The organism is Arthrobacter sp. A5 (genome assembly GCF_051131705.1).
In the GTDB taxonomy this organism is placed as follows: Bacteria; Actinomycetota; Actinomycetes; order Actinomycetales; family Micrococcaceae; genus Arthrobacter_M.
This window is the reverse complement of sequence record NZ_CP180316.1, coordinates 1,483,259-1,502,141: the sequence shown is the minus strand read 5'-3', so window position 1 is coordinate 1,502,141 and position 18,883 is coordinate 1,483,259. Positions and strand designations below refer to the sequence as shown.

Annotated in this window: 15 protein-coding genes and 2 pseudogenes; 4 read left to right on the top strand and 13 right to left on the bottom strand. The window is 65.3% G+C overall.

Annotated features, from left to right (window positions below; translation table 11 throughout):
- Positions 1 to 54: 54 nt before the first annotated feature.
- Both ACLLJI_RS06755 and ACLLJI_RS06750 read right to left on the bottom strand, forming a co-directional pair.
- Complete coding sequence (locus ACLLJI_RS06755) at positions 55 to 948, bottom strand: ABC transporter permease (protein WP_434619439.1); 894 nt, start codon at positions 946 to 948, stop codon at positions 55 to 57.
- Positions 945 to 1,799 carry an ABC transporter ATP-binding protein gene (locus ACLLJI_RS06750; RefSeq protein ID WP_434619436.1) on the bottom strand — a complete coding sequence of 285 codons (855 nt, stop codon included), beginning with the start codon at positions 1,797 to 1,799 and terminating at the stop codon, positions 945 to 947. Before ACLLJI_RS06750 ends, ACLLJI_RS06755 begins: the two co-directional genes overlap by 4 nt.
- A 156-nt stretch (positions 1,800 to 1,955) precedes the next feature.
- On the opposite strand from ACLLJI_RS06750, the pseudogene ACLLJI_RS06745 reads away from it, so the two are divergent.
- The 3 genes and pseudogenes from ACLLJI_RS06745 to ACLLJI_RS06735 all read left to right on the top strand — a co-directional run bounded on the left by ACLLJI_RS06745 (position 1,956) and on the right by ACLLJI_RS06735 (position 5,472).
- Positions 1,956 to 3,037, top strand: a pseudogene (locus tag ACLLJI_RS06745) (IS630 family transposase).
- Between the two features lie 105 nt (positions 3,038 to 3,142).
- Positions 3,143 to 4,804: an ATP-binding protein gene (locus ACLLJI_RS06740; protein WP_434619433.1), complete on the top strand. Its 1,662-nt coding sequence runs from the start codon at positions 3,143 to 3,145 to the stop codon at positions 4,802 to 4,804.
- Positions 4,801 to 5,472, top strand: coding sequence for a response regulator (locus tag ACLLJI_RS06735; RefSeq protein ID WP_434619430.1), 672 nt, complete (start codon positions 4,801 to 4,803; stop codon positions 5,470 to 5,472). Before ACLLJI_RS06740 ends, ACLLJI_RS06735 begins: the two co-directional genes overlap by 4 nt.
- Here the strand turns inward: ACLLJI_RS06735 and ACLLJI_RS06730 are convergent.
- Positions 5,469 to 6,160 (bottom strand): annotated as a pseudogene (locus ACLLJI_RS06730) (response regulator). The gene ACLLJI_RS06735 and the pseudogene ACLLJI_RS06730 overlap by 4 nt on opposite strands.
- A complete protein-coding gene (locus ACLLJI_RS06725) occupies positions 6,153 to 6,617 on the bottom strand; it encodes an ATP-binding protein (RefSeq protein ID WP_434619427.1) in 465 nt (154 codons plus the stop codon). The pseudogene ACLLJI_RS06730 and the gene ACLLJI_RS06725 overlap by 8 nt, the downstream one beginning before the upstream one ends.
- On the opposite strand from ACLLJI_RS06725, the gene ACLLJI_RS06720 reads away from it, so the two are divergent.
- Positions 6,585 to 6,896, top strand: coding sequence for a hypothetical protein (locus tag ACLLJI_RS06720; protein ID WP_434621798.1), 312 nt, complete (start codon positions 6,585 to 6,587; stop codon positions 6,894 to 6,896). The two genes, ACLLJI_RS06725 and ACLLJI_RS06720, sit on opposite strands and share 33 nt — an antisense overlap.
- A 109-nt stretch (positions 6,897 to 7,005) precedes the next feature.
- On the opposite strand, the gene ACLLJI_RS06715 is transcribed toward ACLLJI_RS06720, so the two are convergent.
- The 9 genes from ACLLJI_RS06715 to ACLLJI_RS06675 form a co-directional block, all read right to left on the bottom strand.
- Positions 7,006 to 8,796, bottom strand: a complete 1,791-nt coding sequence (locus ACLLJI_RS06715) for an ABC transporter ATP-binding protein (protein ID WP_434619425.1) — start codon at positions 8,794 to 8,796, stop codon at positions 7,006 to 7,008.
- A complete protein-coding gene (locus tag ACLLJI_RS06710) occupies positions 8,796 to 9,638 on the bottom strand; it encodes an energy-coupling factor transporter transmembrane component T family protein (protein ID WP_434619422.1) in 843 nt (280 codons plus the stop codon). Before ACLLJI_RS06710 ends, ACLLJI_RS06715 begins: the two co-directional genes overlap by 1 nt.
- A gap of 5 nt (positions 9,639 to 9,643) precedes the next feature.
- The gene (locus tag ACLLJI_RS06705; RefSeq protein ID WP_434619419.1) at positions 9,644 to 10,456 is read right to left on the bottom strand and encodes an ECF transporter S component; all 813 of its coding nucleotides are present in this window, start codon (positions 10,454 to 10,456) and stop codon (positions 9,644 to 9,646) included.
- 138 nt (positions 10,457 to 10,594) lie between these two features.
- Positions 10,595 to 11,626, bottom strand: coding sequence for a nucleoside hydrolase (locus ACLLJI_RS06700; RefSeq protein WP_434621307.1), 1,032 nt, complete (start codon positions 11,624 to 11,626; stop codon positions 10,595 to 10,597).
- Between the two features lie 20 nt (positions 11,627 to 11,646).
- Positions 11,647 to 12,624, bottom strand: coding sequence for an aldo/keto reductase (locus ACLLJI_RS06695; protein WP_434619416.1), 978 nt, complete (start codon positions 12,622 to 12,624; stop codon positions 11,647 to 11,649).
- A gap of 133 nt (positions 12,625 to 12,757) precedes the next feature.
- Positions 12,758 to 13,315, bottom strand: coding sequence for a hypothetical protein (locus tag ACLLJI_RS06690; RefSeq protein ID WP_434619413.1), 558 nt, complete (start codon positions 13,313 to 13,315; stop codon positions 12,758 to 12,760).
- Positions 13,312 to 13,857 (bottom strand): DUF402 domain-containing protein, encoded by a 546-nt coding sequence (locus tag ACLLJI_RS06685; protein ID WP_283561244.1) that lies wholly within the window; start codon positions 13,855 to 13,857, stop codon positions 13,312 to 13,314. The genes ACLLJI_RS06690 and ACLLJI_RS06685 overlap by 4 nt, the downstream gene beginning before the upstream one ends.
- Positions 13,854 to 15,827 carry a 1-deoxy-D-xylulose-5-phosphate synthase gene (gene dxs / locus ACLLJI_RS06680; RefSeq protein WP_434619409.1) on the bottom strand — a complete coding sequence of 658 codons (1,974 nt, stop codon included), beginning with the start codon at positions 15,825 to 15,827 and terminating at the stop codon, positions 13,854 to 13,856. Before dxs ends, ACLLJI_RS06685 begins: the two co-directional genes overlap by 4 nt.
- A gap of 164 nt (positions 15,828 to 15,991) precedes the next feature.
- Positions 15,992 to 18,850, bottom strand: a complete 2,859-nt coding sequence (locus ACLLJI_RS06675; protein WP_434619406.1) for an aconitate hydratase — start codon at positions 18,848 to 18,850, stop codon at positions 15,992 to 15,994.
- Positions 18,851 to 18,883 lie beyond the last annotated feature (33 nt).

Genomic DNA, 18,883 nt, shown 5'->3' with positions numbered 1-18,883 from the left:
GGTTCTTGGAACCGGTTTGGGCCTCGGAGCGGGTTCGCCCGCGGGGCAGTGGGGTCAGAAGGCGGCCAGATCCGCGTCGGCGCTGTGCTGCGGCGGACGCCAGCGCAGCAGGCGCATCTCCAGCTTGGTGATCAGCCATTCCGCGATCAGGGCGACGACGGCGATGATCAGCATGGCGGTCCAGATGCCGTTCTGGTTCAGGTTGCCCTGCGCCTGCCGGATCAGGTTGCCCAGCCCGGCCTGGGATCCCAGGAACTCCCCAACAATGGCCCCGATCAGGGCGAAGCCAAAGGCCACGTGCAGGCTGGCGATGATCCAGGTGACGGCGGAGGGAATGACCACCTGGCGGGTGACCTGCCATTTGCTGGCACCGAGGATGGCGGCATTGGCGATGAAGTTCTTGTCCACTTCGCGGGTCCCCTGGAAAGCGTTGAAGAAGACGGCGAAGAACACCAGCACAATGACCAGCAGTACCTTGGACATCAGTCCCAGTCCGAACATGACCACGAACGATGCGCCCAGCACAATGCGCGGGATGGCGTTGACTACCTTGATGAACGGGCCGAACACCTCCGACAGGAAGGCGACCCGGCCTAGGGCCACGCCGCAAACGATGCCCAAAACGGTGCCGATCGCGAAACCGATCAGCGCCTCCTCCAGCGTGATCATGATCTGCTCCCCCAGCGATCCGTTCACGGTGCCCTCCGTAAGCCAGACATACATCTGGTTCACCACGCCGCTGGGCTGCCCATACAACAGCGGGTCCAGTATGTTGGCCCGCACCAGCAGTTCCCAACTGCCGAGCAGAACGATGACGATCGCCAGCTGGCTGCCGATCACCCGGGTCTTGTGGGCGGCTCTGGAGGGCCTCCGGGTGCCGCCAAATTCCTCGAATTCCGGGGGCCCCGGAATCCCCTGATGGCCCGCTTGGGCGATGTCGGCGCTCATGATGCTTCCTCTCCGGTTGGTGGGGCGCTGCGGGTGGTCTGCGCGTAGGCAATGTCCACTTCCTCGCGGAGCGCCTCCCAGATGTTTTGGTAGATTTCGGTGAATTTGGCATCAAAGCGGATCTCCTGCACCACCCGCGGCCGGGGCAGGTCAATCGGGTAGTTCGCCTTGATCTCTCCTCCCGGTCCGGCGGTCATGACCACCACTCGGTCGGCCAGCGCGATGGCTTCCTCCAGATCATGGGTGACGAAGACGACGGCGGGCCTGTTCTGTTCCCACAGCCCCAGCAGTTCGGTGCTCATCTTGGAGCGCGTCTGCACGTCCAGGGCGCTGAACGGCTCATCCATCAGCAGCAGTTCCGGTTCGTTGATCAGGTTCTGCGCCAGCGCCACGCGTTTGCGCATGCCGCCGGAGAGCTGGTGCGGGTAGTTGGTCTCGAATCCGGCCAGACCCACCCGGCGGATCCAGTCCCGCGCATCCCGGTAGGCCACGTTCTTGGAGGTCCCGCGGTAGCGCGGGCCCGCGGCAACATTATCCAGCACCGACTGCCACGGCAGGATGGCATCCGTCTGGAACATAAACCCAGCGTTCGGGGTAATGCCGGTGACCTCCTTGCCGAAGACCTTCACGCTTCCCGCCGATGCCCGTTCCATCCCGGCGGCGAGGGTCAACGTCGTCGACTTTCCACACCCTGTTGGCCCGACGACGGCGCAAAACTCGCCCCGCTCCACGCGCAGGTCCAGATTCTTCAGCGCCGTATAGCCGGCCCCGTCCGGGGTTCGGAAGCGCTTGGCCACCCCGACCATTTCTATCGCCGGCGCCAACGCCGCCGTTGCTGGTGATCCCGGCATGGTTCTTGCTTGTGGAACAGTTCCTGGTTCTGACACGGTCGTCACTCGAATCCCTTCGTTGTTGCCGTTAGCTGCCGTGAGGTGTATCACATATGCTGTGAATAGTGTAGCGTGTCGTTGATTCCTTTGGGTCTGATTGTTTGTCAGACTTGATCCATGGTTTATCTGGCAAAGGCACTTCAGTTGCGCGACGGGGACCGGGGCGCCCTGGAAGCGTTGACTCGTGGGAATTCTTCCACTGCGACGTTGGCGTTGCGGGCGCGCACGGTTTTGTTGGCTGCTGACGGGATGCCGAATGTCCAGATTGAGAAGATCACCGGGTTTTCGGCGCCCACGGTTTTGAAGTGGCGCAACCGCTATGCCGAGGGCGGGATCGAGGCCCTGTCCGATGTCCAGCGCCCGGGCCGGGAGCGGGAGATCGACGAACTCGCCCTGATTGCCGACACCCTGACCAATGACGGGAACCCGCCGGCGGAGCTGGGGATCTCGCACTGGTCCGCGCGCATCATGGCCGAACGCCACGGAATCTCTTTTTCGTCCGTGGCCCGAATCTGGCGCCGTTGGAAGATCCAGCCGCATCGGATCGAGACGTTTAAATTCTCCACCGACCCGGCCCTGGAGTCCAAGCTCCGGGACGTGGTGGGCCTGTACATGTCCCCGCCGGAAAACGCGGTGGTGGTGAGCATTGATGAGAAGACCCAAATCCAGGCACTGTCCCGCACCGGCCCGGACCAGCCGCTGTCCCGACCCACCCGCTGCAGCAGACGCACGACTACAAGCGCAACGGCACCACCACCTTGTTCGCCGCCTTGGAGGTTCTCACCGGCAAACTCAGCGCGAACGCCTTCTACCCAAAGCACACCAACATCGAGTTCGTCGATTTCCTGAGCCGGGTCGCCCACGCCCACCCCGGGGTTGAGCTGCATGTCATCTGCGACAACTATGCGACCCATAAGCACCAGAACGTGAAGGACTGGCTGGCCGAAAACCCGCGCGTGAGCCTGCATTTCACCCCGACCAGCTGTTCCTGGCTGAACATGGTGGAGATCTTCTTCGGGATCATCACCCGCCAGTGCCTCAAACGCGGAGCATTCAGCTCCGTGAAAGAGCTGGAGGAAACCATGGAACGCTACATCGAGAACTACAACCAGGACGCCAAACCATTCACCTGGACCAAGTCAGCGGAGTATCTCCTGGGCAAGATGAAACACAAACAAACCATTAACACGGAACAATAGCTTAGAAAGGGGCCTTTCGTGCAGAAAGAGTTCCGGAGTTTCCGTGTCTTTTCAGCATTACTGGTGGTTTAGTGCAATTTGATCGTCCGCTCCCGGGGTACCGGGTTGAATAACATCGCCCGGCTCTGGCGCACCCGGCCGCTGGCCTCGCAGATCCTGGTGTGGATCCTGTGCATTCTGCTGCTGACCGTAGCGTTGGGTGCGTTCCTCTACAGCCAGATCAGCAACCAGACCCTGCAGCGCCAGTACGAGTTGCGCGCGCTCGGGATTGCCACCACCGTGGCGCAGATGCCGGAGGTGGCGGCGGACCTGCAGACCGGTGATCCGGGCCACCAGATCGCGGCCATTGCCGGCAAAATCCAAGCCGAAGCGCAACCGGCCTACGTGGTGGTCACGGACCGCGCTGGCGTGCGCTTTTCGCATCCCAATCCGGCCCTGATCGGGGCGACCCTCGAGGAACCGGTCGCGGTGTTGGACGGCCAGACGCACACGGGCACCGATTCCGGGAGCCTGGGCCTTTCCGCGAACGCCAAGGCTCCGGTCAAGGCCCCCGACGGCAGCGTAATCGGCCAGGTCTCGGTAGGGATTCTGGAATCCACGGAGAACTCCGAGCTGGCCCAGGATATCTGGCTGATCGTTGGCTATTCCGCCCTGGTGCTGCTGATCAGCACGCTGGGGTCGCTGCTCCTCTCCCGGCGCATCAAACGCGTGACCTTTGATCTGGAGCCGGCGGACATTGCCTCGCTCCTGCAGGAGCGCGAGGCGCTGCTGCACGGAATCCGGGAGGCCATGGTGGGGTTCGACGACGACGGCAAGGTCACCGTGATCAATTCCGAGGCCCGCCGGCTGCTGGACCTCGAGGGCAATGTGGTGGGCAAGCGGCTTGAGGACCTGCTTCCGGCCGGGCGGCTGCGCGCACTCCTGACGGGCGAAATCGGCGGCACCGACGCCGTGGCGCTGACTGAGGACGCGCTGCTGATGGTCAACCGGATGTCCGTTTCACTCGCCGGCCGCAGCATCGGCTCCGTGGTCACGCTGCGCGACCGGACCGAGGTGGAGTCCCTGGTCCGCGACCTGCACTCGGTCCAGGGTCTGATGCAGGCCCTCCGGGCGCAGGAACACGAATACGCCAACCGGCTGCACGTCGTCGACGGCCTGCTGGAGATGGGCGACGTGGAGCAGGCGCGCAGCTACGTTTCTAAAATCTCCAGCACCTCCAACTCGACGGGAGAGGGACTGCGCTCCCGGGTTGAACCGCCAGAACTGGCGGCCCTGCTGCTGGCGAAAATGACTGTCGCCGCCGAACAGGACGTGCAGATCACGGTCACCGACGACTCGCGGCTGTTCGCGCCGACGGCGGACACCCAGTCGCTGGTGACGATCGTCGGCAACCTGCTGGACAATGCCGTGGACGCACTGTCCGAGCAGCCCGCGCCGCGTAACATTACCGTGCAGCTCGATGACTCCTCGGGTGTTTTCATTTCCGTCCAGGATAATGGCCCAGGCGTTCCACTGGCAGAGATTGCCAATGTCCTGACCGACGGGTTCACCACAAAACCTGCCCGTCCCGGCATGCGCCGCGGCATCGGGCTGGCCCTGGTCAGCCGGATCGTCCGGCGTACCGGAGGAACCATGGACGTCTTCCCCGGTCCCGGCGGCCAGTTTGAGGTCTGGTTGCCGGAGACCCCCCTGGTCTCCCCCGCGGCCGCGTCCACAGCCACAGCCGTTGCAGCAGCAGCCGCCGCACTGGAAGGAAATGAAACATGATCCGCACCCTGGTGGTCGACGACGACTTCCGCGTGGCCCATATCCACGCCGCCCGGGTCAACCGAGTCGACGGCTTCGAATGCGTCGGGGAGGCGCACAATGCCCAGATGGCCCGGAAGGCCATTGCCCAGCTGAAACCGGATCTGCTCCTGCTGGACGTCTATCTACCCGACGAGGACGGCATTTCCCTGATGCGCTCTCTGCAGGCGGCTGGCGAGCCCCTCGACATCATCATCATTACCGCCGCGCGGGACCTGCAGACAGTGCGTTCGGCCATGCGCGGCGGTGCGGTCTACTATCTGGTCAAGCCCTTCGGCTTTGAACAGCTCAAGAGCCAGCTGGAAAGCTACCGGAAATGGCGGAGCGAGACAGACGTCGCGTCGGTCGTCGATCAGGCCGGCATTGACAGCGTTTTCCACCGGCGCCCGGACGCCCCGCGTCCGGCCCCGGGTCGACGGCTGCCGCCGACCATGCAGAAGGTGTTTGACGCCGTCGCCTCCGCCCCCGCCGCCAGGGGAGCCGCAGACGTCGCCGATGAAATCGGGATCAGCCGGCCGACGGCGCAGCGGTATCTCAGTGAACTGGAGCGCAAGGGCCTGGTGGAACTGCGGCTCACTTACGGCACCACGGGTCGGCCGCAGAACACCTACGTGCCGCAGAACCGCTAGCCCGGATCAGGGCCAACCGTCTCTGACCAGCGGCGCGGACTGGTGCTCGGGGCGTATTGGTGCTCGGGACGGCCTGTGCTGCCGTAGCGCAGGGCCACCTCCACCATCCTCTCCTCCCCCAGGGACGAGAGGTACCGTTGGGCGGGGACATGCCCACTGCCGCGGCGACCTCCGCCGCCGTCGCCGGCTGCGCCGAACGTGTCACCGCCTCCAGAACCGCCCGTTCGGTGACTGACCTCGGCCGTCCGGCGCCGTCGCCTCGGTGAAGTTGCCGCAAGGCACGTTCCACTGCCTCCTGATCCAGGGCGTTCTCCGTAGCCAGCAGGCGGCGGTAGCGGGCGTAGCCGCGCAGCCGCTCCGCGAGCAGCTCCGCGCCAAAGGGTTTGATGAGATAAGCCATCGCTCCGCGGCGGACCGCCTTGCGTGCGGACTCGGCATCGGCGGCCGCCGACAGCACGAAGGCGTCGACGTCCAGCCCGCGCAGGACATCCAGACCGTTCCGGTCCGGAAGGTATACGTCGATCAGCACCAGATCGGGCCGGTGCGTCTGGACCGCACGGACCGCTGCCTCGCCTCCACCCACGGGATCCAGCGCGGTGAATCCGGGCGCGGCTTCGACCTACGCGACATGAAGCCGCGCCACATGGATATCATCATCAACTATCAGCACACGCAGGTCATCAGGCATCCGCAGTTTCCTCCGGTTCCAGAGCGGCCCTTTCCAAGGCGTTTCCTTCCAAGGCGTCCTCGAGCCGCGCCGCAAAAACGACGCCCGGGCCGCCGTCGTGCCCCGCGGACAGCACCCAGACATCGCCGCCGCCCAGCCGCGCGATCTGCCGGGACAACGCCAGCCCCAGCCCCTCGCCGTGGCCCGTTCCCTGGACGCTGCCCGCGGGCAGCGCCGTCGTATATCCCTCCCGAAAGGCCAGCCCGGTATTCGGTATCCGGAGCCCGTTTCCGGAATCCGCCACGAACACGTGCGAGGCCGCGTCATCGCTGAGCAGCTCAACTTCCACCCAACGGTCCGTCCCGTCCCCCAGCACGTCCCCCAGCACGGCATTATCCACCAGGTTTCCGAGCACGGTGGTGACATTCTGCGCGTCCCGGAGCGGATGATGCAGCGCGGTCCCGTCCCCGATCCGCAACCGGACGCCCTTTTCGGCTGCCTGCGCGCTTTTGGCGCCCAGAAGATCGCGGCCACGATGCCGTCGGATTATGCCAACGCGGGTTCGGGCTTGTACGAGGAGTCCATCAATGACACCAAGACCATGTTCAACAAGGACGGCAAGATGGACGCGGACGGGGCCAAGAACGTCGTGAAGATCCTTGACCAGTACTCCACGAACGTCAAGGACAAGGGCTCCACGATCGACCTGTCCAAGACCTACACCACGGAGTTCGTGGACAAGGTCCCGGCCGAGTAGAACAAGTACGACGACGGCGGTCCCCTATCTTTCCGCGGCACCGCCGTCGCCGTCCGTTAACCCGGCGTGCCGACGTCCGTTTCTGAGCATGCCCGCGAACCCCGCTTGCCTAACTCCGACTGTTTCGGCGGCGGAGCCAGGCCGCCGGTGCCTCCACTCCGAAGGCCTCACCCGTACTGAAGTGCCGGTCCAACACCTCTGAGATCGGCCCGTCATCGACGATCCGACCGGCGGCCAGCAGCACCAAGCGCCCGCAGTGCCGATAGGCGAAGTCAAGGTCGTGCGTCACGACGACGACGGCGGCCCCGCCTGCCGCTTCGGCTCTGATGGCGTCGGCCAGGCGCCTCAGGCCGTCGCGGTCCATGGCTACGGTCGGCTCATCAAGGGCCAACACCGAGGGCCTTCGGGCCAGCACAGTTGCCAATGACACGAGCCGCTGCGCCGAGGCCGGCAGCTCGTAGGGGTGCTCCTGCGCCACGCCGCTCAGACCGCAACGCTCGAGAACGTCCCGAACGGTACCGCTATCGGCAGCGCGCTTCCCGTTGGCTGCGTCCATGCGGTTCCCGCCGCCGTCGTCCGCGTCTGCGTCCGCGTGACCGACCCCCGCCCCGGACAGTCCGAAGGCCACCTCGCGGGCGACGGACCTCTCGAACAGCTGGTCATGCGGATCCTGGAAGAGAAAGCCCACCTGGGCCGCCACCTCACCCACGGGCCTGCGGGCGATGTCAGCGCCCAGAATGTGGACGCTGCCCGTCCGCGGCCTGGCCAGTCCGTTCAGATGGCGCAGCAGGGACGACTTCCCGGCACCGTTGGCGCCGGCAATGGCCACCACTTCGCCCGGAAGAATCCGCAGATCGACATTATCCAGTGCCAGCATGGCGGTGTCCGCCGCGGCCCGGGTGCCAACGTCGACACGGCGGGCCCGGCGGAAGCGCCGGAACCAGCCTGCGCGCGGGCGGGACGCGCCGTTATGGCTGAAGACGACGCCCCGGACGTCCACTGCGGGCCGGTACCCGATGACTGACGCCGCAACGGTATCCACATGTCCGGTTTCCGCGTCTGCAAGACCGGTATCCGCGTCTGCAACACCGGCCACGGATGCTACCCTGTCTTCCGGCGGGCTGTCCAAGGGGTCTTCCAGCACGGGCAGTCGGACGGCCTCGGCCGAGGCGAGTACCGTGGAGCGGGGCCCGTTTGCCACCTGCCGGCCGCCGTCGAGCAACACGATCCTGCCAGCCAGCCGCCCGATGCCGCCGGTCTCCGGGGACAGCAGGACGATGCCCGTGCCACGGGCCAGCATGGATGCCACCAAGGATTCCACGGCGCGCCGTGCGACGGCATCCAGTCCGGCGGTGGGCTCATCCAGCACCAGCACCGCCGGGTGAAGGGCTACGGCTCCGGCAATAATGACCCGCCGCAGCTCGCCGCCCGAGAGTTCGGCGGGGCTGCGGTGCAGCAGCCCCTCCAGCCCCAGTGCGGCTGCCGTGTCGTGTACGCGCCGCACCATCAGCGTTTGTTCCATGCCGGCGTTTTCCAGTGCAAAGGCAATCTCCTCCGCCACGGTCTGCGCCACGGTGGACAGCTGGGCCGCAGGGTCCTGGCCGACGTAGGCCAGCTGGCGGTTCCACACGGCCGGATTGATGCGAGGATTGACACCGTCCGGCGTCGCCGTGGCAGCGGAAAACACCAGGTTCTCCCCCGCCACTTCGAATCGCGCGTTCAGCGTACCTCCATTGCGGCCGGGCAGAACGCCGGCCAGAATCCTCGCCAGGGTGGACTTCCCTGAACCGGAACCACCGGCCACCAGCACGCAGTTCCCGGGTTCAATGCTGAGGTCAATGCCGCGCAGTGCAGGTTTGTCCTCACCGGGATAGCGGAAGTCCGCAATGACGAGCCGCATTACCAGCCCCCGCCGGGCAGCCCGCCGGGCAGCAGTCCGGGCATCGCGACCGTCTGCAACGCCTGTGCCCGCAGCGCCGGCACATACCAGAGCAGCAGGAACAGCAGCATCGACACCAGCGCGGCCCAGCGGAACACCCGCTGGGCGCCGGAGTCAGGCACCTCCCGGTAACTGGTGCGCACGCCGCGGCCGCCGAAGCCGCGGGCTTCCAGAGCGTGTGCCCGGCTACCCGACTCGTGCAGCAGGGCCAGTACCAGCGGGACCGCCTGCTGGCGTACGGCACGGATCCGTCCCCCCAGCCCGGCGCCGGCGACCAGGCCGCGGGCCTCCTGGGCCTGGCCGATCCGGTGGGCCCGGGACATAACGGACGGGGCAATCGTCAAGGTGGAGCAAAGCACGAAGCCCAACTGCGGCGGCACACGGTAGCGGGTGAGCAGAGCCATCAGGTCCGCGGGGCAGACGCTGAAGGAAAAAGCCAAAAAAACCACCACAGCCACAGCTGTCCGCAGCCCAACGTCCGCGGCGAACAACAGTCCCTCCGAGGTCATGCGGGCCGGTCCCCACTCCCACAGGACTGTGCGGCCCTCGTGGAAAAACAATCCGTGGGTCAGCAGCAGGGACAGCCAGAAGGGAATCATGATGACCGCGGCCGCCGGCAGCACCCGCCGGCCCAGCCCGTGCAACTGCGGCAGCACGGCGGGCAGCACGGCGAGCACCAGCAGCACCGCAGCGGAAACCGTCCAGCTGTTGACCGCCGTCGTCGTAATAGCGATCACCGCGGCGGCCGTCAGCTGTGTCAGCGGGCTCAGCGGGCGGGCCGAGGCCCGCAGTTCGGATGCCAAGGAACCTAGGAACGCTTCCGGGCCGCCAGCACGCGGTGGCGCCGAATGAACGGGAACTGCAAAGTGGTGCGGCGTGGCAGGGCATAAACCAGCAGCGCCACGACGCTGAAGACGATCGCCTTATCCATCGGATCCGACAGCAGCGCCTGCTTGGTGATGGCGCTCAGGAGCGAGTCCCCCATCGCCCGGAAGGCGCTCACAACGGCCCCCGTCGCAATGCCGGAGGTCCCCCCATAGACGAACGCCGCGATCGGCGCCGAGAAGACGCCGGCAAAGATTCCGGTGATGAAGCCGGCAACCGGGGCAAGATAGAACCGCCGGAACAGGCCATAGCGTGCCGCAAGTCCGGCCAGGAATCCGATCAGCGCAGCACCGGCCGCGAACGGCAGGACGGTGGGGTTGAACAGGGACCAGACGATGCCGCTGAGCGCACCCGTTGCCGCGCCGGCCGCTGGACCGGCGAGCACCGCGATCAGCACTGTGCCGATGGAATCGAGGTAGAACGGCACCAGCGTGCTCCCGATGAACTGGCCAAGGACGATGTTAAGCACCAGGGCTACAGGGATCAGCACCAGCGTCGAGGTGGGAACGGTTGGGAGAACGCCGGCAATCAGCAGCACGGCGCCAAGCAGGAAGCCGGACAACGCCAGCAATGTGGAGCCGCTGGAGAGGCCGTTAGTAATGTCCGTCGGCTGGGCCAGCACTAAGTAGATGTAGGTTGCGGCAATGGCCGCACCGCCCAGGATTTCCAGCAGGCGGCGGTTGCGGCCGGCCGCCTGTCCAGAGGCGGGCAGGGTCAATGAGGAGGAGGAGGACATCAGGAATCCTTGAGAGTACGGAAACGGTCCGCCTATGTCACCTTGGCGCAGTTAACCATTCTAGCCGCTCGGGCTCGCCCGCGACCCCAACATCCCAGCCTTCCGTCCCCGCTGACGGCTGGGCGATCCGACAGGTGGTCATGGTCGGTGATTGTTCTGCGTGGCCGGCCCGTAGAGTTCCCGGGCCAGCCCGCCGACCGACCCGATCAGCTCCCCAAAACACTGCTCCGGGTCATTGTCCACCACAATCCGGGCGTTCGGCGCCTTACCCCAGATACCGCGGAAGTCCGCAACCGTGGTGCCCACCAGCAGCGGCGAGGAGGTTTCGACGTCGACCGTTGCCAGCCGTGTCCGATACGGGGTGCGTTCCGCGGCCACCGCGGCCGCAAACGCGTCGTGCATGTGCGCAATGTAACCCTGGTCGTAGAGCCGGTGGAACTCCATATAGAAACGGATGGCGTCCGAGAGGCAGGCCACCAGCGGGTTGTCCGAGCTGCTGCGCTGACCTTCCGGCTGCCCCGGCAGCACCAGCTCCGGGTGTGCTCCCGCAACCTCCGCCAGCCGTGCCAGGTGCTCCGGCCGCATTTCGATCCGTTCCGTGGTTTCCAGCGCACAGACAATGGGCAGCCGGTCCTCCGGCAGCCCCGTGTAGGCCTCGAAAACCTCCCGGGCGGCGTGCGGATCCACCGAAACGTTCCACTCGGCGGTGGGCGTGGTGTTGCCCTGGTAGTAGAAGCAGCCGCCCATGATCACCAGCCCCTTGAGCAGACGCGGGAGCTCCGGTTCACGCCGCAGCGCCAATGCGAAGTTGGTCAGCGGGCCGGTGATCAGGCCGGTGATCTCTCCCGGATGAGCCCTGACATGATCCACCCAAACGTCGACGGCGTGGCGCCGCGAAATATGCTGCGCCGGCTGCGGCAGGGCCGCGTATCCGATGCCCTGCGGGCCGTGGGTCTCCTCGGTGGTGACCAGCGGGATCTCCAGCGGCACCTCAGCACCGATCGCTACCTCGATTCCGGCCCGGCCGCAGAGTTCCAGCAGGGAAAGATTGTTCAGGGCCACCTGGCGGGCACCGACATTGCCCGCCGTACAGGTGATCGCCTGCACCTGCACTCCCGGCTGGGACAGCAGGTACACCAGCGCCACAGCGTCGTCGATGCCGGTGTCCATGTCGGCCAGGATCCGGTTCACTAAAACAGCGCTACCGTGGGCGTGCGCGGGAAAATGACGTCCAGCTCCGCAAGGTCATCGGCCGACGGCGTCCAGCAGACCGCCGCCGCATTGGCCCGGACCTGCTCGATCTTCGTCGCACCCGCGATGACGCTGCTGATGGAGGGCTGCGCCGCAAGCCAGGAAAACGCCACCTGCACCTCGGTCAGTTCCCGCGCCGCGGCGAACGTGCCAAACCGGCTCAACTGCTCCCAGTCCGCCTGCTCCAGCAGGTTGGTGCGCGAATGGGTGAGCCGACTGCCTTCGGGTGCACTGCCCTTGCCGTACTTCCCGGTGAGCAGCCCATTGGCGAGGGGGAAATACGGCAGCAGCCCAAGGCCGTATGCCTCCGCTGCCGGAGTGACCTCGAGCTCCGCGCGCCGGTCCAGCAGATTGTAGTGATTCTGCGAGGAGATGAACGGCGTGCAGCCGCGGACCCGGGCCGTGAACTCTGCCTCGGCGATCTGCCAGCCGGCGCGGTTGGAATGCCCGATGTAGCGGATTTTCCCTGAGGTGACCAGATCATCGAGCGCCGCCAGCGTCTCGTCAATGGGCGTCAGCGGATCCGGCGTGTGGAACTGGTAGAGGTCGATCCAGTCCGTCCCGAGCCGGCGCAGCGATGCTTCCGCCGCCCGGACGATGTAACGGCGTGAACCGCGGCGCCCCCAATCCGCGCCGTTGACGCCCTTCATGTCCATGCCAAACTTCGTGGCGACAATGACGTCGTCGCGCTTGCCGCCGAGGGCTTTACCGAGCATTTCCTCGCTCAGGCCCGGTGCCATGCCGTACGTATCGGCCACGTCAAAGAGCGTGATGCCCTCGTCAATCGCGACGCCGATCACCGCGTTGGTCCCTTCCTGCGTCTGGGTCGCAGTCCCGGTGCGGCCCAGGTTATTGCAGCCGAGGCCGACGACGGAAACGGTGAGTCCGGAGGTGCCAAGCTGTCGATATTCAGTCATTCGTCCAGCCTACCTGCGCAGCCTGACAGCGCAGAGTCTCCGGGGGAGCGCCAAAGGCCGGTGAGCTGGAGGGATGCCCTGGAAATTTCCGCGGCATCCGCCCATATCGCCGGCAAATCGTCCGAGGCACCGGCTACAGGGTGAAGGTGGCACCCTTCTTCAGCCCGTGTTTGCCCCTGATCTCGTCGAGGTGACCGTAGGGGGCCACTCCGATGCTCAGCTTGGTGACGTCCAGATCGGACTCGCGCGCGCAAATTTTGATGCCCGCGACGGCTTTGGCAGCATCCGGAGCCACCGTGAAGATATTGAGCTTCCCTGCCCCGAACTCGCTGCGGTCGACGACGCCGATGCCCCGCCAGGCGAAGAATGACGTAATGCTGCTGGTGGCCTTGCGCTCGAGATACCGATCCCGTTCCGTCCCCTCCACGGACTTCAAGGCGAACTGGGCGATGACCCAGTACTGCTCCTCCAGCGGAATGACCCGGAACCCGTCCTCGATCGCATGGGTCTCGAAGGCTGCCAGCAGCGCCGCACCGGCGTCGGACGTCTCCGCGGGCGATTCCTTGGTCGCGCTTTGATGCCCGACGGCTCCTGCGTTGACCACGAAGACCCCATCCTCGGCGTCGCGCCATGCTTCACGGAATTCCAGCACGCCGCCGTCGGTCTTCTTGTACATTCTGATAATGCTCATGCCCGCCCGTTCTCAAACCATTTGGTGTCCGTGCCGTCAAACGGCCCCTGCCGCGCCGTCACGGCCGCAAGGATGCGGTCGCATTCGGACCGTATTCCGGTAATGACCTCCGCCGGGTAGCCCATGGCCACCTGGTGTTCGGCAAATTCATCCTCGTCATCGACAAACGCTCCGTGTGCCCGCCTCCGGATGACGTCGAGGTCCATGTCGATCAGATGGAACTCAAACACGTGCGGCCGGATCAGGTTCCAGCCGGGGTCCACAGCAAGATCGACATACAGCTCGGTGCCGTCCGGATGCCGTTCATCAAAGAACGTGGCCACGTAACTGCCGCTGCGCGGAATGAGCAGGACCGCGTCGGACGCGGTATAGAGCGCGGCCCCGGGCCGGGAAATGAATTCGTTGCTGCCCTGGAAAATCCACCAGCCATACTGGTCCTCACCCAAATACCGGCCGGGCACCACCCAGTGCGGCTTCGCATTCCATTTCCGGTTCCGCGCCACCACCAGATCCCCGGGTTCGATGCCTTCCGGCCGGCTCACAGCTGTGGAAGCTGCCCGGTGTGCGGGGCCTCCTGGCCGGGCATCGGACGGGCAAACGGAACCTTGGTGCCCAGCACTTGGGCGACGACGTCCTGTGCCACGCGCTGAGCGGTCAGCCCGACGCGCTCCAGCACCTGCGACCGGCTGCCGTGATCGAGGAATTCGACCGGCAGGCCCACCTCGTTCAGTGCGGTGTCAACGCCAGCCGCGCGCAGTTCCTGGCGGATGCGCGAGCCAATGCCGCCAGCCCGGACGCCGTCTTCAATCACGACGACGATGCGGTGCTGTGCCGCCAACGAGACGACGGAGGGCGGTACCGGCAGTACCCAGCGGGGATCGATAACCGTGGAGCTGATTCCCTGCGCGCCGAGCCGGTTGCAGACGTTCAAAGCCATTTCACTCATCGCCCCGACGCTGACGATCAGCACGTCGTTGTCCGTCGATCCGGCCGGGCGCCGCGCCAGTACGTCCACACCGTCGTCGAGCCTTTCAATGGCCTCGCTCTCGGCGCCGACATTACCCTTGGAATACCGGATGACTGTCGGGGCATCGGAAACGGCCACGGCTTCGCGCAGTTCTTCCCGCAGCCGGGAGGCATCGCGGGGGGCGGCGAGGTGCAGTCCCGGGACGATCTGCAGCATGGACAGGTCCCACATGCCATGGTGGCTGGCGCCGTCCGGGCCGGTCACTCCGGCGCGGTCCAGCACAACGGTGACGCCGGCTTTGTGCAGCGCAACGTCCATCAGCAGCTGGTCAAAGGCGCGGTTCAGGAACGTGGCGTACATCGCGACGACGGGATGCAGGCCACCGAACGCCATGCCCGCGGCGCTGGTGAGGGCATGCTGTTCGGCGATGCCGACGTCGAAAACCCGGTCCGGATGCCGCTCGGCGAACTTGTGCAGGCCGACGGGGATCAGCATGGCGCCGGTGATGCCAACGATGTCCGGGCGTTCATCGGCGATGTCGGCGATTTCGTCCGCGAAAACGCCTGTCCAGGACCTGCCGCTGGTCCCGCCGACGGGCTCGCCCGTTTCGGGATCAATGACTCCGACGGCATGGAACTGATCCGCTTCGTGTGCCCGGGCCGGGGCGAAGCCGTGGCCCTTTTCAGTAATCGCGTGGACAATGACGGGACCGCCGAAGTTCTTCGCCGCGGTCAGTGCCGCTTCCATGGCTTTTTCATCATGTCCGTTGACGGGCCCGATGTATTTGAGCCCCAGGTTGTCGAACAGCCCCTGCGGCGCCCACCAGTCCTTGATGCCGGTTTTCGCCGCGTGCAGGCTCTTGTACACGAACTGTCCGGCCAGGTTTCCGCTTTGCAGCTTCTGCTTGGCCCAGGACATGGTGTCCTCGTACTTGGGATGTGTGCGGACATGGTCGATGGCCGGGCGCATGGAGGCCAAATAGTCGGCGAGGCCGCCGACGGTGGGTGCGTAGGAGCGGCCGTTGTCATTAACGACGACGACGACGCGGCGTCGTTTGTCCGCGGCAATGTTGTTCAGGGCTTCCCAGGTCATTCCGCCGGTCAGCGCGCCATCGCCGACGACGGCGACGACGTAGCGCTCTCCTTCTCCGGTGAGCTGGCGGGCACGGGAGATGCCGTCCGCCCAGGAGAGCGAGGACGACGCGTGGGAGCTTTCCACGATGTCGTGGACCGATTCCGCTCGGGACGGGTACCCGGAGAGCCCGCCTTGCTGTCGGAGCGTGGAGAAGTCCTGCCGGCCGGTGACCAGCTTATGCACATAGGACTGGTGCCCGGTGTCAAAAACGATGCTGTCCCGTGGAGAATCGAATACCCGGTGGATGGCGAGCGTCAGTTCGACGACGCCGAGATTGGGCCCGAGGTGGCCGCCGGTTGCGGACACATTGGTGATCAGGAAGCTGCGGATCTCCTCCGCCAACTGATCCATTTGCGCGCCGTTGAGTTTGCTCAGGTCAGCCGGGTGCCGGATCGTCTCTAAAAGTCCCATAGGTCCTCTCCTAGGATCGACCATTTGTCGACTAATTCTAGCGCCTGTATGCGGCCGGTCATGCCCCCGCGCACGGCGCGGGCCCCGGTCCGGACGGCAATCCGTCCGGACCGGGGCCCGCATATTCAGCCCGACAAGCTTCATCGGCGCGGCATAGGGCAGGATCAGTTCGTGGCTGAGATCTGACGCAGCACGTACTGCAGGATGCCGCCGTTACGGTAGTAATCGGCTTCGCCTGGCGTGTCGATGCGCAGCACGGCGTCAAAGGACGTATCCGTGCCGTCTTCTGCCGTGGCCGTGACCTTGAGCGTCTTCGGTGTGCTGCCTTCGTTCAGGGCGGTGACCCCTGAAACGGAGAATACCTCGGTGCCGGTCAATCTCAGCGACTGGGCATTTTGGCCGGCCGGATACTGCAGCGGCAGGACCCCCATGCCGATTAGATTGGAGCGGTGGATGCGCTCGTAGCTCTCGGCGACGACCGCCCTGACCCCCAGCAGCGCGGTGCCCTTGGCGGCCCAGTCGCGTGAGGAACCGGAGCCGTATTCCTTGCCGGCCAGAACCACCAGCGGGATCCCGGCAGCCTGGTAGTTGACCGAGGCATCGTACACGCGGGCCTGCGGCGCATCGGCTTGGCTGAAGTCGCGGGTGAAACCGCCCTCGACGCCGGCGCCGTTGTTTTCGGCCGCGAGCAGTTGGTTCCTGATCCGGATGTTGGCGAACGTTCCGCGGATCATGACCTCGTGGTTTCCGCGGCGGGAACCGTAGGAGTTGAAGTCCTTCCGCTCCACCCCATGGGCCAGCAGATACTGGCCCGCCGGCGTGTCCGACTTGAAGGAACCGGCCGGGGAGATGTGGTCCGTGGTGACGGAATCCCCCAACATCAGCAGGACGCGTGCACCGGCAATGTCCTCGACCGGGTCCGGCTGGGCCTTCATGCCCTCGAAGTAGGGGGGCTTGCGGACATAGGTGGAGTCCTCCGCCCAGGCGAAGGTGTCACCCTTGGGCGTGTCGAGGGACTGCCAGCGCTCGTCGCCCTCGAAGATCGTGGCGTAGGACTTCGTGAACATGTCCTTGTCAATCGACGCGTCCATGACCTGCTGGACCTCCGTCGGGTTCGGCCAGATGTCCTTCAGAAAGACGTCGTTGCCGTTCTCATCCTGGCCCAACGGGTCCTCGTCGAAGTCGAAGTCCATCGACCCGGCCAGGGCATAGGCGATCACCAGCGGCGGCGAGGCCAGGTAATTCATCTTCACGTCCGGATTGATGCGGCCTTCGAAGTTGCGGTTACCGGAAAGGACGGCCGTGACGGCCAGGTCGTGCTCGGCGATCGCTGCGGAGATTTCTTCCTCCAGCGGGCCGGAGTTACCGATGCAGGTGGCACAGCCGTAGCCGACGGTGTAGAACCCGAGCTTTTCCAGGTACGGGATCAAGCCGGACTTTTCGTAGTAGTCGGTGACAACCTTGGACCCGGGAGCAACCGAGGTCTTCACCCACGGCTTCGAAGCCAGGCCCTTGTTGACGGCGTTGCGGGCCAGCACCGCGGCGGCCAGCATGACCGATGGGTTGGAGGTGTTGGTGCAGGAGGTGATGGAGGCGATGCTCACGGCCCCGTGGTCGAGCTCGAATTCGCGGCCATCGGCCATCCGCACCTGGACCGGTTCACTGACGCGTCCGGCCGCGCCATGGGCCGCCGAGTACTTCGGCGGCTCGCGGTCCGTGTCGGTGACCTTGGTGTCCGGCTGCGTGAACGACGGCGGATCCGAGGCCGGGAAGCTCTCCTCCAGCGACTCGTCGACCGTCCCCGCGTCGGCCTCGTGGGCGACGTAGTTCAGGATGTCGTTGCGGAACTCGTCCTTGGCGTTGGTCAGTTCGATGCGGTCCTGCGGGCGCTTTGGTCCGGCAATGGAGGAAACCACCGTGGACAGGTCCAATTCGAGGTATTCGGAGAACTTAATGTCGATGGACGGATCGTGCCACAGACCTTGTTCCTTGGCATAGGCCTCGACCAGCGCCAGCTGATCGTCACTGCGACCGGTCAGGCGCAGGTAGTCCATGGTGACCTGATCAATCGGGAACATTGCCGCAGTGGAGCCGAATTCCGGGCTCATATTGCCAATCGTGGCACGGTTGGCCAGCGGCACCGCGGCAACGCCTTCGCCGTAGAATTCGACAAACTTTCCGACCACACCGTGGTTACGGAGCATCTCGGTGATGGTCAGCACCACATCGGTCGCGGTGGCACCGGCGGGGATCAAACCGGTCAGCTTGAACCCGACGACGCGGGGAATCAGCATGGAGACGGACTGGCCGAGCATGGCGGCCTCCGCCTCGATGCCGCCGACGCCCCAACCGAGCACGCCCAGGCCGTTGACCATGGTGGTGTGCGAGTCCGTGCCGACGCAGGTGTCCGGGTAGGCGCGCAAAGTCTTTACGCCGTCGACCTCCATCGTGCGGGTCATGACGGTGCGGGCCAGGTACTCGATGTTGACCTGGTGGACGATGCCCATGCCCGGGGGGACAACCTTGAAGTCATCAAAAGCCGTCTGGCCCCAGCGCAGGAACTGGTAACGCTCACCGTTGCGCTGGTACTCGATGTCCATATTGCGTTCGACGGCGTCAGCGGAACCAAACACATCGATCTGCACCGAGTGGTCAATCACCATTTCGGCCGGAGCGAGCGGGTTGACCCGGGTGGGATCCCCACCGAGTTCCTTGACGGCCTCGCGCATGGTGGCCAGGTCAACGATGCAGGGAACCCCGGTGAAGTCCTGCATGATCACGCGGGCCGGCGTGAACTGAATCTCCGTATCGGGCTGCGCGTCCGGGTTCCAGCCGGCGAGGGCGCGCACGTGGTCCGCGGTGATATTGGCACCGTCCTCGGTGCGCAGCAAATTCTCCAGCAATATTTTAAGGCTGTACGGAAGGCGTTGTGCGCCTTCTACCGAATTCAACCGGAAAATCTCGTATTCGGTCCCGGCTACGTCTAGTACGCCTTTGGAACCAAAACTGTCCACATTCGTCATCGTTGGACTCCTCTCGCCACAGCTTTTATCTTT

What these genes read in the sequence shown, in the direction of transcription:
- ACLLJI_RS06755 (WP_434619439.1), bottom strand. Translation starts at nt 948, where the DNA reads ATGAGCGCCGACATCGCCCAAGCGGGCCATCAGGGGATTCCGGGGCCC.
- ACLLJI_RS06750 (WP_434619436.1), bottom strand. Translation starts at nt 1,799, where the DNA reads ATGCCGGGATCACCAGCAACGGCGGCGTTGGCGCCGGCGATAGAAATG.
- ACLLJI_RS06735 (WP_434619430.1), top strand. Translation starts at nt 4,801, where the DNA reads ATGATCCGCACCCTGGTGGTCGACGACGACTTCCGCGTGGCCCATATC.
- ACLLJI_RS06720 (WP_434621798.1), top strand. Translation starts at nt 6,585, where the DNA reads ATGATGCAGCGCGGTCCCGTCCCCGATCCGCAACCGGACGCCCTTTTC.
- ACLLJI_RS06715 (WP_434619425.1), bottom strand. Translation starts at nt 8,796, where the DNA reads ATGCGGCTCGTCATTGCGGACTTCCGCTATCCCGGTGAGGACAAACCT.
- ACLLJI_RS06705 (WP_434619419.1), bottom strand. Translation starts at nt 10,456, where the DNA reads ATGTCCTCCTCCTCCTCATTGACCCTGCCCGCCTCTGGACAGGCGGCC.
- ACLLJI_RS06700 (WP_434621307.1), bottom strand. Translation starts at nt 11,626, where the DNA reads ATGGACACCGGCATCGACGACGCTGTGGCGCTGGTGTACCTGCTGTCC.
- ACLLJI_RS06695 (WP_434619416.1), bottom strand. Translation starts at nt 12,624, where the DNA reads ATGACTGAATATCGACAGCTTGGCACCTCCGGACTCACCGTTTCCGTC.
- ACLLJI_RS06690 (WP_434619413.1), bottom strand. Translation starts at nt 13,315, where the DNA reads ATGAGCATTATCAGAATGTACAAGAAGACCGACGGCGGCGTGCTGGAA.
- dxs (WP_434619409.1), bottom strand. Translation starts at nt 15,827, where the DNA reads ATGGGACTTTTAGAGACGATCCGGCACCCGGCTGACCTGAGCAAACTC.
- ACLLJI_RS06675 (WP_434619406.1), bottom strand. Translation starts at nt 18,850, where the DNA reads ATGACGAATGTGGACAGTTTTGGTTCCAAAGGCGTACTAGACGTAGCC.